Source organism: Acetobacteraceae bacterium (assembly GCA_004843345.1).
In the GTDB taxonomy this organism is placed as follows: Bacteria; Pseudomonadota; Alphaproteobacteria; order Acetobacterales; family Acetobacteraceae.
Genome location: CP039460.1, coordinates 1,927,761 through 1,942,746, shown reverse-complemented (window position 1 = coordinate 1,942,746; position 14,986 = coordinate 1,927,761). Strand labels below are relative to the sequence as shown.

Sequence of the window (14,986 nt, the reverse complement as noted above, 5' to 3'; positions counted from 1 at the left end):
TCCTATGAGCTTTCTACTTTTTTTAATTAATATGCTTCAAGGATAACCTGAGCCATTGCAAAAGGCTCATCATCCGTTAAGCTCAAAAAGGCTTTCCCTAATTTTCCTTGAGGTGTTTTTTCCTTCAAAACCGCCAACGCTCCTCCCTTAAGTACTAATGAGGGAGCTCCTAGATCATCGCGTATAACAACAATATCCTGAAAAACCACCCTTTTACCAAATCCTGTCCCTAAAGCCTTAGCACAGGCTTCTTTCGCAGCCCAACGCTTTGCATAAGCAGCAGAACGCAAAGGTAATAACGTAAATTTATCTGCATATTCTCGCTCTTCTTCTGCAAAAATACGATCTAAAAAACTCTCTCCAAATTTACAGATAATTTCTTCAATTCTTGAAATGCGACATAGATCAATTCCTATACCTATAATCACGTCATCACACCTTCTTTTGGAGAAAAGATCGCTCTTGCTGCATGGAAGAAACCAGAACGTTTTTGCATAACCTCAAGCAACTCTTCTAAATGCCGCCAAGAAGGAACCTTTAAATCCATTTGAATCTCCGCAAAACGATCCTGTCGCATAACCACATTCATACGCTCTAAAATAGATTCATGCTCTTCTGCGAGAGGAACAATTCCTGCTGTTGCTTCCAAACGTGGATCAATCACTAAAAAGAGATGTGCATTTAACAAGTGCGGATACCGATCTTGTTTAGCTAAATTCCACATAACGGGAAAGCTTTCAGCCCCTTTTTCCGCTAAATTATGACACTCAGAACGATGAACGATACAAATATTAGAAGCATCCAAAACAGCACTCACGGCATCTCCCGGTAAAGGGGCGCAACAGGATGCTAAAGCCAAATGTATTCCACCATTTGCGTATATATCTTCCCACTCTTGAATCAAAGAACTGTTCTCATCAACAGAAGAAGAGCGCTCTCTTGCTAATTCTACATCCCCTGAAGAAATGCGAGGATATATTGTCCTAAGAACAACTTCTGCAGAAACAATATTTAGACCGACCTTCTGATACAAAACGGACATCGTACTGCAAGAAAACTTCTCAAGCACGGTTGCCAAAATTTTCTCGTCTCCAGCAACGCCGGCTTCATTAAAAATTTGTGCAAGATAGCGCTGCCCCTTTTTCTGATGCAAAGCCATATCAAGCTTTTGTATCGCTTGCCTAACCCTTGTCCTTGCTTTGCCACTAACAATTTTCTCTGCCCAGTTTCTTTGTGGCATCGCACCAAGAGCGGTCATAATTTCAATCTCATCCCCATTCTCAAGAGTATCTGACAAACGCACCCATTTACCGTTGGCTCTGCTTCCAACACAGCGATCCCCAATTTCTGTATGAACTGCATAAGCAAAATCAATCGGCGTTGCTCCAGCTGGCAAACAAATAATATCTCCTTTTGGAGTGAAACAAAAAACTTCATCCTCATAGAGCTCTAATCTTGAATCAATTTCAAAAGTTCTTGTATCAATAGAGTGTTCTGCAACATAACTCAGGTTTTTAAGCCATTTTAAACCATTTTTTGCAGAAAGCGTACTTCCTTCTTTATAGATCCAGTGCGCACTAATCCCATGTTCAGCCTGTTCATGCATGACTTTTGTTCTAATCTGAATCTCAATGCGATGGCTTTTATTCTGCAAATTAAGAACGGTATGAATAGACTGATAACCATTTGCTTTGGGAGTAGAAATATAATCTTTGAATTTTCCATTTACAGCACGATAAGCATGGTGCAAAATTCCTAGCACTGCGTAGCAACTTGCAACATCTTCGACAATAATACGAAAAGCGAGAACATCTGAAAGTTGCGTTACCTTCAACTGCCCTGCATTCATTTTCCGCCAGATAGAATAAGGCGTTTTTTCACGTCCAAAAATTTCAACTGAAAGATAACCATGCTTTTGACAATTTTCTTTCAACGCTAAGATAATAGAATCAATGCCTTCTCCTCCATCTGTGCGCAAATGATTCAGATGCTCACGAATGGCGATATCCGCCTTAGGCTCTGACATAGAAAAAGCTTGCCGTTCTAAGCGATTTTTTACCTCATACATCCCCAAACGTTCAGCAAGAGGGACATAAATCAGCAATGTTTCTACGGCTATTCTTCTACGTTTTTCTTCGGACCTTATATGACGAAGTGTCCCGACATTATGAAGACGATCGGCTAGTTTAATCAGTAAAACACGAACGTCCTTAGCCATCGCCAGAACAAGTTTTCTGAAATTCTGCGCCTGCTTATGACCAACAGGATGCAATTCCATTTTTTTTAGTTTTGTGACACCATCAACCAGAAAAGCAACTTCTTCCCCAAAAAGTTCAGAAATCTCGTCTAGCGATACACCAGTATCTTCTGGAACATCGTGTAAAAATGCAGCAATCACAACAGAGGAATCCATTTTCCATGCGACCAAAGAATGCGCAACGGAAATAGGATGTGTAATATATAATTCCCCGCTATCTCTGCTTTGATCTCCGTGAGAAGTAGCAGCAAACAGCAGTGCCTTTTTTACTTTAAGAACTTCCTCTAAAGGAAGATAGGAAAGAAGATTAGACTCTAAATCTTCTTTCCAAGCCTCCTCCACTGTTGCTTCAATTTTTTTAGCAAGGAGGCTTGGAAGATTCATTACCCTGAAATCAATAACAAATTTCTATCACAAATAAGGTGAGAATCAATACTCACCTTCTTCTCCTGAAGCTGGCTCCTCAGGCAAAATTTCTTGCAACCCAAAAACATTCTGATCCGTTAAAATCAAATCTTCACCTTCATCGTCATCTGCCTCGTCTTTCGGAAGAGCCACAAAGGAATGAATAATAGATTCTCTTAGGTTTTCTGGACTAATATTCGCTTCTGCAATTTCACGAAGCGCAACAACTGTATTTTTATCATTATCTCTTGGAAGAGTTAACTCCTCTCCACAAGAAAGCGCACGAGCTCTCCGAGCTGCTAACAAAATAAGCTCAAAACGATTTGAAACTTTTTCAATACAATCCTCAACGGTAACGCGTGCCATACTTAATTCAATCCCTAATTCATATCAGCTTACATAAGTACATGTAGATAAAGAGAGCGAGTACAATACCTAAACATAGTAGCAAACCTACTTATCACATTTTTATCTATTTTTCATTATAATTTCTTTATTCGGCATTATTTTTGAGTTTGAGTTCTTAAAAACACGTTTTTTTTGCTTATACAGAAACCGCTTCGTTTCTCTTGAAGTTTTATAAAAGCACACCCATCTTTTATACATTGGAGAAATTCCTTTCTCCAAAAAACAGCATTATACATGAGGACATAGAATGAGCTTTCAACTCCCTTCCCTACCCTTTGCCGACACAGCCCTTTCTGAAAAAGGAATGAAAAAGGAAACTTTAGATCTTCATCACGGAAAGCATCATCAAGGTTATGTTAATGCCTTAAATGCCTTGGTCGAAAAAAATCCAGAACTGCAAGGAAAAAGTCTAGAAGAACTGGTTCAATTTGCTGCAAACAAAGCAGATTTAACACCTGTTCTTAACAACGCGGGCCAACACTACAACCACTCCCTTTTTTGGAAAAGTCTCTCACCAAACGGTGGAAAAATTCCTGCCAAACTAGAAAAAAAGCTGATCGAAGATTTTGGTAGCGTTGATGCTTTTAAAGCCGCATTTAAAACCGCAGCAACAACCCAATTCGGTTCTGGCTGGGCTTGGCTTATTCAGACAGCTGATGGCAAGCTTTCTGTTACAAAAACAGCCAACGCAGAGAGCCCCCTCTCTAAAAATACAGGAAAAGCCCTGCTCGTTATGGATGTTTGGGAGCACGCTTACTATCTAGACTTCCAGAACCGCAGACCTGATTTTACAGATAATTTCTTAAATCATCTTGCAAATTATGAATTTGTAGAAGAGCAACTCGCTTAATTCTGATAGTTCAGTCTAAAATAAAAAGTCCTGCCTCTTAACTAAGTGGCAGGACTTTTTTCATAACATTTTAAATTACAACGCTACGATTTAAGCTTCATTTGCAGGTTTTGTCTTCGAAATAACAGAAGCAATTGTTTGGCGTGCAACTCTCACCTTAACATTTGGTGCAATCAAAACATCAATCTCACTCGCTTCAGGGCGTGTTGCCTGAACTTCCCCAATGATACCACCCGCCGTAATTACCTGGTCGCCTCTTCTCAAATTAGCTAATTGTTCCCTTAATTTTTTCTGCCTTGTTTGCTGAGGTCGAATCAATAAAAAATAAAAAATAACAAAAATTAATAAAATTGGACCGAACTGAACGGCAGCCTCTAACATCGAAGAACCCCCTGATGATCCAGCCGCCGCAGTATCAGCGTAGGCTGGGGAAAATAATAAATTCAACATTTTTTTATCCTATTCTACTCTAAAAAGAAGTAAAATCCTTATACGTTACCCTCTTCTTTATCTATATATAAACTCCGTGGATACCCATGACGTCAATTCTTCTCGTTTCAGCAGCCCTTTTAATCAATAAAAATAACCAGATTATCATTACACAACGCCCGCAGGGAAAACCTCTAGCTGGCCTTTGGGAATTTCCCGGCGGAAAAGTAGAAACAGGCGAAACACCAGAAGAAGCACTTCAACGCGAATTAAAAGAAGAATTAAATATCAATGCCTTAGTGAAAGAGATGGAACCACTCTCTTTTGCAAGCTTCACCTACCCCAAATTTCATCTATTAATGCCATTGTTCGTTATTCGAAGGTGGACAGGTGATTTAACACCGAAAGAAAATCAAGCTCTAAAAGCTATATCACTTTCTGAACTTAAAAATTTTGATATGCCACCGGCAGACATTCCTCTTATTCCTCTAATTGAATCCTTTCTCCAAAACGAAATTTTATAAGAGAATTTCTTGAAAATGACAAAAACACCTACAGCCTGCTTTATCATCATTGGGGATGAAATTCTTTCTGGCAGAACCTTAGAGAAAAATCTTCCAGTTTTAACGGACCTCCTCAATAAACAAGGTATTCGTTTAACTGAGGCACGTATTATCCCAGACAAAAAAGATCAAATCATTCAAACAACTATTGAATGTTCTCACAAATTCGATGAGGTTTTTACCAGTGGCGGCATAGGCCCAACACATGATGATATCACCAGCGCAAGTATTTCCGAGGCACTTAATTTACCACTGGAGCGCCACGAACCGACTTTCGAGCTTCTGAAAAGAAACAGCCCAAATAAACAATGTAATCAAATGAAAGAAAAAATGGCATGGTTTCCGAAAGGAAGCACACCCATCGAAAATAACTGCAATGCCCCACCAGGATTTAGCATAAAAAATATTCATGTTATGGCAGGTGTTCCAGCCATTTTTAAATCTATGGTTAAATGGCTTATTCCTCAACTTAGCAAAGGAACACCCCTCCATAGCTTCGCATGGCACAGTTTCAATCTGTCCGAAAGCAACTTTGCGAAAGACCTCCAAACGTTGCAGGAAAATTTTCCAAACGCAGAACTTGGATCTTATCCGTTCAGAAATGGAGATAAAGAAGGGGTTACTCTCGTATCGAAAGGAAATAATTTAGACGCTGTAAAAACAGCAGCATCCATGTTTCCCAATATCATTAGAAAACATGGTGGCACGCCTCATGAAGGAGACTTTCAAAGCTGAAATAAAATCAAATCGCAGCTCTCGTCATTTTAAAATAATGGGAGCGCCTGCGAGCCAAAAGCTCTTCAGAAGACAACTTTTGCAACCCCTGCAACTCTTCCCAAATAGCCTCTCCAGCCGCTTCAATTGCTTTTTCTGGAAGACGTTGCGCTCCACCAATAGGCTCTCCAATGATCCGATTAATCAACCCCAAAGACTTCAAATCCTGTGCGGTTAATTTTAAACTCTCGGCAGCGACAGAAGCGTGTGAAGGATCTCGCCAAAGGATAGAGGCTGCCGCTTCAGGAGAAATCACGGAATAAATTGAATGTTCTAACATCAAAGTACGATCCGAAGCAGCAATTGCAATAGCACCACCAGAACCACCTTCTCCAATAATCGTCGCAATCACAGGCACACCAACCTGCAAAGCAATATCAGTAGAACGGGCGATCGCCTCTGCCTGCCCCCGAGCCTCTGCATCAATCCCAGGCCATGCGCCTGCCGTATCAACAAAAGTCAAAATTGGGAGAGAGAACTGCGCAGCAAGCTTCATCAAGCGCTGTGCCTTACGATACCCCTCAGGTCTAGCCATTCCAAAATTGTGCTTCACACGACTCTGCGTATCGTGCCCACGCTCCGTCCCAATAACGACAACAGGCACGCCTCTGAATTTAGCCAGCCCCCCTACCATTGCATTATCGTCTCCAAACAGACGGTCACCTGATAGAGGCGTGAAATCGGTCGTTAATGCCTCAATATAATTAATAGCATGTGGGCGTTGCGGATGACGAGCAACTTGAACTTTTTGGTGTGCAGTCAACTTACTGTAAATCTGCCCTAAACGCCTCTCGACTTTTTCTTCTAGGCTTTTGACCTCCTCCTGAATATCAGAATCTTCACTCTCAATATTCTGAGCATTGCTGGTACCTTTAAGGTCACCGACTTTTGACTCAAGTTGGGCAATTGACTTTTCAAAATCCAAAAACTGGCGCATGGCGTTCCCTGTTGTACGCAAACTAATTAAAAAAGTTCCACTCGTTTATTTAGCACAATGGCGTAAAAATAACTTTTAAGGTGACCTTTTACTAAAAATTCTGCTTCTTTTAAACTCTCAAATAACTTATTTCTTTTACAGTGTTTCACACTAACTTCAACTCTACTATACGCTGTTATATACTCTATTCCTTTTTTTAGACATAGGATGGCATGAAACAGCCTCTGCTAAACGGCCTTCCAAAACATGAGTATAGATCTGTGTTGTCACAATATCCTGATGCCCTAATAGGGTCTGTAACGCCCTCAAATCTGCGCCTCTGTCCAATAAATGCGTTGCAAAAGAATGGCGCAAAACATGTGGAGACAACCCTTCTAAAGAAATCCCTGATAAAGTCGCCGCTTTCGACAATAAAATATCAAAAGCTTGCCTTGTCAAAGGATCGCTCTCTTTTCTTCCAGGAAATAAATAAGGATTCTTACGACCATATTGTTGGCTAAATTTTGCAAGAGCGACAGCTGCATTCCAAGCAGATAAAGAAATTGGCACAAGCCTATCTTTTCCACCTTTTCCACGAACAGATAGCATCTCTGGGCGGTCTTCCTGCCTTCTCAAAAAAGGCAAAACAGGCAACATGCGCAACTCTGAAATACGCAAACCCGAACTATAAAGCAATTCAATCATGGCAACAGCTTGCAATGATACTTTTTGCGGCAAAATATTTCTTGCACCATCTAATAACGCTTCAAGCTCTTTTTCGCTTAAAAAACGTGGTAAATGCTCACGTTTTTTCGGTGAAGCTACTCTCAATGCAGGATTAAGGGAACACATTCCCTCATCCCCTAAAAATATATAAAATTGTCTTAGAGAAGCAAGGCGCCGTGCAACGGTGGCAGGACTTTTAAGCTCTTTTACCGCCTCTTGAACCCAAGACCTCACATCTTCTTCTTTTGCATTTACAAGACCTCGGCCTAAAAAATTGGCAAAAAGTTTTAAATCCCGACGATAAGCCTCTTGCGTCCTAGGAGATACCCCCCGTTCAGCGACAAAAAAAGCTAAAAAATCTTCAATTAAACCAGAATCAGTTCTACAAAACCCAGACATTACTCGGATTGTGCGGCTGAACCAGCTACTGGCAAAGTCGGTAATGTAGAATCTATTGCAACAGATCCTGCCGCAGAAGCAGGAGCTGGAGATTCCGATGCCTTAGAAGGAGCTGGCAAGGCCGCCCTTTCAATAACGAGTGAAATGTCTTGACGTACTTCTTCTGGAACAGGGGGGGATGGTTGTAAAAAATAAAGGGAGCTGCACGCTAATAAGATAATCCCAATTACAAAAAGCCCGAGAACTCTACGATTACTTCCCTTATAAGTTCTTGCGTTAAACTTTCCACTCATTACCAAACCCCTTTATCCTCGTCCTAATTACTAGAGACCCTTTAAAATACCCTGAAACTTGTAACAAATTTTTAAGAATTTAAGATACGCCAATTTAAATCATATTTAAATAAATTCATAACTTTGAAATGATACCTTTGATAAGGAGAGATAAATCTATTTTTTTATTTTAATATGATATAATGTTTCAGATACCTTCCGTTGCATACCTTTATTTGGTCTTTTCCTCGTTAATTATCAGAACTTATTAAAATCTATGACTTTCAGTGCTAATAATATCCGCTCTACTTTTTTAAACTTCTTTGATGAAAATGGGCATAAAATTCTACCTTCGGCCTCCCTCGTACCACAGAACGATCCAACTCTTCTGTTCACAAATGCAGGAATGGTGCCTTTCAAAGATATTTTTGCTGGAACACAAAAGCCTCTTTTTCCAAGAGCAACATCTTCTCAGAAAGTTGTCCGAGCAGGCGGAAAACACAATGATCTTGATAATGTCGGTTACACTTCCAGACACCATACCTTCTTTGAAATGCTTGGAAATTTTAGCTTCGGGGATTACTTTAAAGAAAGAGCTATTCTGCAAGCTTGGACGCTGTTAACAAAACATTTTCAAATCCCCAAAGAAAAGCTTCTTGTGACAGTCTATTCTGAGGATGAAGAGGCTGCGACACTTTGGAAAAAAATTGCAGGCCTGCCTGAAGAAAAAATCATCCGCATCCCAACTTCAGATAATTTCTGGAGAATGGGGGATACGGGTCCTTGTGGACCTTCTTCCGAAATTTTTTATGATCATGGACCAAGCGTTGCTGGAGGACCTCCAGGAAGCCCCGAAGAGGATGGAGACCGATTCACTGAGATCTGGAATCTCGTTTTTATGCAGTATTATGAAGAGCCTGGGAAAGAACAAATCCATTTACCAAAGCCTTCTATCGATACGGGTCTTGGACTAGAACGTTTTGCAACTATTCTGCAAAATAAACATGATAACTACGATACGGATATTTTTCGGCCTCTAATAGAAGTGTCTGCGGATCTGCTCGGCCAAGAACCTGACGGTATTTTTAAAACCAGTCACCGTGTTGTTGTTGACCACTTAAGATCAACGTCTTTCCTTATTGCAGATGGCGTTCTTCCAGAACGCGAAGGTCGCGGTTACGTTCTGCGGCGTATAATGCGCCGTGCCATGCGCCACTTACATAAAATGGGCGCAAAAGAACCTGTTTTTTATAAACTCCTCCCAGCGCTCATTCAAGAAATGGGTGAAGCCTATCCGGAACTTGAACAACATCGCTCTCTCATCATAAAAACCATGAAAAGAGAAGAGGAAAAATTCCTCTCCCTCCTTCACCGTGGCATGGGACTTCTTGAAGAGGAGCTTTCTTCTGTTTCTACACAAGGAAAACTTTCTGGCGAAACGGCCTTTCGTCTGTATGACACATATGGCTTTCCAATTGATCTGACACAAGACATTCTAAGAGAACGAAATATTTCTCTTGATTTTGAAGGCTTTGAGCAAGCCATGGAGCATCAAAAAGAGCTAGGCCGAAAAAACTGGTCTGGATCTGGAGATACTGGAAAATCTACGCATTGGCAAAAAGCCTTTGAGAAATATGGTGAAACAGAATTCTTAGGCTACGATAGCTCAAAAGCTGAAGTCACCGTCAACGCCATTTTTAAAGATGAAAATGAACTGGCAGAAGCCAGCGTATCCACTGGCGAGGTTACAATTTTATTAGACAAGACCCCGTTTTACGGTGAAAGTGGCGGACAAGACGGAGACCACGGTTTTCTAGAAGGTGTTGCTGGAAATTCCTCACCTCTTAAAATTGAAGTTTTTGATACAAAAAAGCAGGCAAATGGCCTCTTCTTGCATCATGCAAAAATTCAAGAGGGTACGCTCAAACCAGGCTCTAAAATTTCTGCAAGCATTGAGGTCAATCGCCGAAATGCTATTCGTGCGCACCACTCTGCAACCCACCTCTTACATGCGGCTCTACGTAAAATTTTAGGAGAACATGTCTCTCAAAAAGGAAGCAGAAATTCACCTGAGACTTTAAGATTTGATATTAGCCATTCCCAGCCATTAACGAACGATGAAATCAAGCGTGTTGAAATAGAAGTTAATGAGCAGATCCGTTCGAACTCTCCAGTCATAACGCTCGAAATGTCTCCAGAAGAAGCCTCAAAAAAAGGTGCAATGGCACTATTTGGTGAAAAATATGGAAATAATGTTCGTGTCGTTTCCATGAATGTTGATAGCAAAGATAATGCTTTTTCAAGAGAGCTTTGTGGCGGAACACATGTCGAGCGCACAGGAGACATTGGAAGCTTTAGAATTATTTCTGAAACGGCCGTCGGTGAAGGTGTTCGTCGACTGGAAGCTGTTTGTGGAAAAGCCGCAGAACGTTACACGCAATCCGAAGCCTCTCTTTTAAAAGAAATTGCGTCTCTTTTAAAAGTAACGCCACAAGATGCTCCAGAAAAAATTTCATCTCTTCTGGGAGAACGTAAATCACTCTCAACGCAAATAAGTCAACTTCAAGCTAAATTAGCTCAGCTAGAAATGGATAAACCAGCTGAGAAGATAAATTCATACGAATTTATCCTTTCTAATCTTGGAGAGGTTAATCCTAAAGAACTCAAAACAATGGCGACTAACGCTGTTGACGGAAAACCAACGCTTCTTGCAGCTCTCCTTGCTTTTGATGGTGAAAAATCAAGTATTGCCATCGCTCTTGGTGATGAATTACAGAAACATCTCAACGCTGTTGATCTTGTAAAAAAAGCTTCTCTCCTTATGGGAGGAAAAGGAGGTGGAGGAAGACCAAATGCGGCACAGGCTGGAGGAAAAATTACCGCAGAAAAAGAGATCAAAAATATGTTAAAAGAGAGCTTACTCCGCTTAAAGTAAATTTGGAGATGGGCTATCGCCTCAAGATGAAAGAAAAATAGATGACGAAAAAATCAGACGCTTCTTTGGTTCGCCTTTTAAAAGGTGTCGAAAAATTCGGAAAAGAAGTCTATCCCCATGAAGAAGATTTATTTCGTAAACTTGCAAATGCGCAAAGCCCGCATACTTTGTTCATTACTTGTGGTGATAGTCGCGTTGATCCAAATTTAATTACACAATCCTCTCCCGGGGAATTGTTTATTATTCGAAATGTCGGAAATATCGTTCCACAAGTCGATGTAAAAGATCCCAATATCACTGCCGCTCTTCATTACGCCGTGGAAGTTATGAAGGTCAAAAATATCATTATTTGTGGGCATTCTAACTGTGGCGCAATGAAGGCACTAGAGCAATTTGATGAAACAGGGAAATGGCCAGCGAGCGATCTTGCAGACTGGTTAAAATACGCAGAAGCGGCTTTAGAAAAAGTTAAAAAAACTTCTTTTGAAAAATCTGAGCATGTTTGCTGTAACCTAACAGAAGCAAATGTTCGATTGCAGATTTCCCATCTAAAAACCTATTCGTTCATTCAAGAAGCCAAAAAGAAAAGAAACATCAATATCAAGGGATGGTACTACAATATTGGAACAGGTACGGTTTCTGTCGTCCAAGATAGTGATACCCCACCTCTTCTAGCATCTGAGGAGTTGGCTCTCTTAAAAAAACGAAGAAATTGAAGCTTTTTGCTACTATCGCTTTTTTTATCTTTCTAAATTACATTTTCACTGATCCCGCTTTAGCGGGCCCAGTGAAAATTGTAACTTGGAATATGAACTGGCTTCTTTCAAATGAAGCCCTAAATCAATATAAATTACCCGAAGACATTCCCTATCGCTCACCTAAAGATTGGGCGAAACTTCAATATTATGCCCAGAAACTTTCAGCTGATATTATTCTGTTACAAGAAGTAGATTCCACTTTTACGGCTGAAAAAATATTCCCAAGCTCCCAATACAAACTCTATCAAACAGATCTAAACATTCCTCAAAAAGAGATTCTTGCCGTTAAGAAAAGTCTAAACATTGAGGTAGAACAAAACAAAGACCTTGAATCTCTTTCTGAAAATCCTGAAGGCTATTTTCCACTCCGTCCCGGCCTTGACGCTTTTCTTATTTTTCCCAATCAAAAAAAGATCCGACTTTTAGGTGTGCATTTAAAAGCAGGCTGCTGGGAACGTCCGCAAAAAGAGAAAAAGCATTCATGTCTTACTCTCTCTAAGCAATTTCAACTTATTAAAAGATGGGCACAACAAAGTGACGCTGAAAACCAAGATTTCATCATTCTTGGTGATTTTAACAGAAGACTCTCAAAAACTGATTTTCTTTTTCAAGAGATAAGTACAAATTTAAATAAACCACTCACCCTAACAAGTGAAAATCTTGCCAGTCCCTGCAAAGGAGGCGAATATTTCATTGATCACATTCTTATAAACAACGGTTTAAAAAAAAATTTCGTTCCCCAAAGTCTGAAAGTTCAAATAATAAAACAGGAAGATGAAAATCTAATCCTTTCTGGCCACTGCCCTGTTTCAATTAAATTGAACTTTTAAGAAGCCCCCTGCAAGCGTTTAATCGACAAAAACTCTAAATCAGGATTAGCGGCAATTGTCCGTTCCATCATAAAAGCAGATGAAGATAGAAAAACAGGATCTCCGTCAATATCTTCTGCTATTGAAGAACGTTGCATAGCAAAGAAATCCTCTAATTTTGTACGCTCTCCCCGAACCCAGCGAACTTCAGAAAAGCTCGTTCCCTCAAAAGTTACTTCAATTTTATATTCCGCTGCGAGACGTGCCTGCATAACATCTAACTGTAAAGTTCCCACCACACCGACCAAGGCTTGGGAACCGTCCATAGGTCTAAAAATTTGACTAACACCTTCCTCGCCAAGCTCTTTTAAACCTTGCCGCAACTTTTTAGCTTTCATCGCATCTACAATCCGAATGCGACGCAAAATTTCAGGAGCAAATGAAGGGACCCCTGTAAAATGCAACACTTCCCCTTCTGTCAGAGTATCTCCAATTCGAAGATTTCCCCTATTAGGAATACCAACGACATCTCCTGCATATCCCTCTTCAGCGATTTGACGATCTTTTGCAAAAAAGAATTGCGGAGCATTCAAGCCAAATTGTTTCCCTAAACGAACATGGGTTAATTTCATTCCGCGCTCTAAGCGTCCAGAGCAAATCCGCGCAAAGGCCATGCGATCCCGATGATTTGGATCCATGTTAGCCTGAATTCTAAAAACCAAAGCTGTTAATTTGTCTTCTTCAGCATTAACCTCTCGCTCAATAGCGTGCTGTGCCTTAGGGAAAGGTGCTTTTTCAGCAAGCCCCATAAGCAAATCTTCAATTCCAATATCTTTAATAGCGGATCCAAAGAAAACAGGAGATAAAGACCCCTCCAAGAAAGCTTTTGAATCAAAACTTGGCAAAATATCTGCGGCGACTTCGGCCTCTTCTAAGGCTACCTGCCTTCTTTTATCATCTTCTGGAATTTCTTTAGAAAGACGCCACTGTTTTGTGGAAATATCATAAATACCGCAAAAAGTTGCCCCGCGCCCAACAGGCCAAGTTACAGGACAAACATCTAAGGCTAACGCTGAGGAAATTTCCTCCAGCAAATCAAAGCAATCCTCTGATTCCCTATCCATCTTATTGATAAGCGTTAAAATTGGAATATCTCTTAAACGACAAATCTCAAAAAGCTTTCTTGTGCGCTCCTCAATACCTTTTGCCGCATCAATTACCATAATGGCACAATCAACGGCCGTCAAAGTTCGATAGGTGTCTTCTGAAAAATCCTCATGCCCCGGCGTATCCAGCAAATTAAAAACATAATCATGCCAAGAGAAAGTCATTGCAGAGGTCGCAACAGAAATCCCCCTTTGTTGTTCAATCGCCAACCAATCGGAACGGGTCCGACGGCGTTCCCCCTTTGCACGGACATGGCCAGCCATCTGAATAGCACCCGCCGCATGCAAAATGCGCTCAGTCAAAGTTGTTTTACCAGCATCAGGATGCGAAATAATGGCAAAAGTTCGGCGACGCCTAACTTCTTTTTCAATCGGAGACATTTTTACTTTTTCTTTTTGGATGTCCAACGACATAGTCCTACGCTTCCTGATAATGACAGGTATAAAAATCATTTAAAATAAAAAAGACCTGCCCGAAAACGAGGCAGGCCTTTTCCAAAAAACAAATCCAAAATTAACGGGAGTAGAACTCGACCACTAAATTTGGTTCCATTTGCACAGGGTATGGAATATCGGAAAATTCTGGAATACGTGTAAAAGTACCCTTTAATTTCTCAAGATCCGCATCGAAATAATCAGGAACATCACGTTCTGGAGTCTGTGTTGCTTCGATGACAACTGCAAGCGTACGTGACTTCTCACGGATCTCAATAACATCACCTTCACGCAATAAATAAGAAGGAATATTAACGCGTTTCCCATTAACCTGAACATGTCCATGATTAATAAGCTGGCGTGCGGCAAAAGGCGTAATCGCAAATTTCAAACGATAAACAGCTGCATCCAAACGACGCTCTAGCAAACCGACAAGGTTTTCAGAAGTATCCCCGCGACGACGGGCAGATTCTTCATAATAACGGCGGAATTGTTTCTCACCAATATTGCCGTAGTAACCTTTTAATTTCTGTTTTGCCATCAACTGAATGGAATAATCAGAAGGCTTTTGACGACGGCGCTGACCATGTTGACCTGGTGCGTATTCTCTGCGGTTAACAGGTGATTTTGCACGCCCCCAAAGATTAACCCCTAAACGGCGGTTAATTTTATACTTACTTGCTAAACGTTTTGACATAATGTCCCTATTCTTATTTTCGATGCTAAACATCATTTTATTGAACCGGTAGTCTTCATCATGTTTTCAGTCTAAAGCATGAATGAAGCAGAAAGCTTTTATCGTTAATATACACTTTCACTTTCCCAGCGATACATTAGCCCTTAACAGATCTGAACGTATTTCGTCAAGTTTCTCTTTGACTAAG

15 protein-coding genes are annotated in these 14,986 nt (G+C 40.6%); 6 read left to right on the top strand and 9 right to left on the bottom strand.

Annotation, left to right across the window (positions count from 1 at the left end; genetic code table 11):
- Positions 1-26 precede the first annotated feature (26 nt).
- From acpS to FAI40_09470, 3 genes are read right to left on the bottom strand one after another with little or no spacing between them, the layout of a single operon-like run.
- On the bottom strand, positions 27-428 hold the full coding sequence (acpS, locus tag FAI40_09480) for a holo-[acyl-carrier-protein] synthase (GenBank protein ID QCE35538.1): 402 nt from the start codon (positions 426-428) through the stop codon (positions 27-29).
- Entirely contained in the window at positions 425-2,641 is a 2,217-nt protein-coding gene (locus FAI40_09475) for a bifunctional (p)ppGpp synthetase/guanosine-3',5'-bis(diphosphate) 3'-pyrophosphohydrolase (GenBank protein QCE35537.1), read from the bottom strand. Before FAI40_09475 ends, acpS begins: the two co-directional genes overlap by 4 nt.
- A 45-nt stretch (positions 2,642-2,686) precedes the next feature.
- Positions 2,687-3,028 (bottom strand): DNA-directed RNA polymerase subunit omega, encoded by a 342-nt coding sequence (locus FAI40_09470; GenBank protein QCE35536.1) that lies wholly within the window; start codon positions 3,026-3,028, stop codon positions 2,687-2,689.
- Between the two features lie 289 nt (positions 3,029-3,317).
- Here FAI40_09470 and FAI40_09465 point away from each other — a divergent pair, with 289 nt between their 5' ends.
- Positions 3,318-3,920 carry a superoxide dismutase gene (locus FAI40_09465; GenBank protein QCE35535.1) on the top strand — a complete coding sequence of 201 codons (603 nt, stop codon included), beginning with the start codon at positions 3,318-3,320 and terminating at the stop codon, positions 3,918-3,920.
- 90 nt (positions 3,921-4,010) lie between these two features.
- Here the strand turns inward: FAI40_09465 and yajC are convergent, their stop codons facing one another.
- Entirely contained in the window at positions 4,011-4,370 is a 360-nt protein-coding gene (gene yajC / locus FAI40_09460) for a preprotein translocase subunit YajC (protein QCE35534.1), read from the bottom strand.
- Positions 4,371-4,456: 86 nt separating this feature from the next.
- Here yajC and mutT point away from each other — a divergent pair, with 86 nt between their 5' ends.
- Both mutT and FAI40_09450 read left to right on the top strand, forming a co-directional pair.
- Entirely contained in the window at positions 4,457-4,873 is a 417-nt protein-coding gene (gene mutT / locus FAI40_09455; GenBank protein QCE35533.1) for an 8-oxo-dGTP diphosphatase MutT, read from the top strand.
- A 15-nt stretch (positions 4,874-4,888) separates the two neighbouring features.
- Entirely contained in the window at positions 4,889-5,647 is a 759-nt protein-coding gene (locus FAI40_09450) for a competence/damage-inducible protein A (protein ID QCE35532.1), read from the top strand.
- Positions 5,648-5,654: 7 nt separating this feature from the next.
- Here FAI40_09450 and FAI40_09445 read toward each other — a convergent pair whose 3' ends face one another.
- The 3 genes from FAI40_09445 to FAI40_09435 form a co-directional block, all read right to left on the bottom strand.
- A complete protein-coding gene (locus FAI40_09445; protein QCE35531.1) occupies positions 5,655-6,623 on the bottom strand; it encodes an acetyl-CoA carboxylase carboxyltransferase subunit alpha in 969 nt (322 codons plus the stop codon).
- Positions 6,624-6,788: 165 nt separating this feature from the next.
- Positions 6,789-7,727, bottom strand: coding sequence for a recombinase XerD (locus FAI40_09440; protein ID QCE35530.1), 939 nt, complete (start codon positions 7,725-7,727; stop codon positions 6,789-6,791).
- Positions 7,727-8,020, bottom strand: coding sequence for a hypothetical protein (locus FAI40_09435; GenBank protein ID QCE35529.1), 294 nt, complete (start codon positions 8,018-8,020; stop codon positions 7,727-7,729). The genes FAI40_09440 and FAI40_09435 overlap by 1 nt, the downstream gene beginning before the upstream one ends.
- A 256-nt stretch (positions 8,021-8,276) precedes the next feature.
- Here FAI40_09435 and alaS point away from each other — a divergent pair, with 256 nt between their 5' ends.
- From alaS to FAI40_09420, 3 genes are all read left to right on the top strand, one after another.
- Complete coding sequence (alaS, locus tag FAI40_09430; protein QCE35528.1) at positions 8,277-10,934, top strand: alanine--tRNA ligase; 2,658 nt, start codon at positions 8,277-8,279, stop codon at positions 10,932-10,934.
- A 41-nt stretch (positions 10,935-10,975) separates the two neighbouring features.
- On the top strand, positions 10,976-11,650 hold the full coding sequence (locus FAI40_09425) for a carbonic anhydrase (protein ID QCE35527.1): 675 nt from the start codon (positions 10,976-10,978) through the stop codon (positions 11,648-11,650).
- 71 nt (positions 11,651-11,721) lie between these two features.
- Complete coding sequence (locus tag FAI40_09420) at positions 11,722-12,522, top strand: endonuclease/exonuclease/phosphatase family protein (protein QCE35526.1); 801 nt, start codon at positions 11,722-11,724, stop codon at positions 12,520-12,522.
- Here FAI40_09420 and FAI40_09415 read toward each other — a convergent pair.
- Positions 12,519-14,048, bottom strand: coding sequence for a peptide chain release factor 3 (locus FAI40_09415; GenBank protein ID QCE35812.1), 1,530 nt, complete (start codon positions 14,046-14,048; stop codon positions 12,519-12,521). The genes FAI40_09420 and FAI40_09415 overlap by 4 nt on opposite strands.
- A gap of 133 nt (positions 14,049-14,181) precedes the next feature.
- On the bottom strand, positions 14,182-14,799 hold the full coding sequence (gene rpsD / locus FAI40_09410) for a 30S ribosomal protein S4 (GenBank protein QCE35525.1): 618 nt from the start codon (positions 14,797-14,799) through the stop codon (positions 14,182-14,184).
- Positions 14,800-14,986 lie beyond the last annotated feature (187 nt).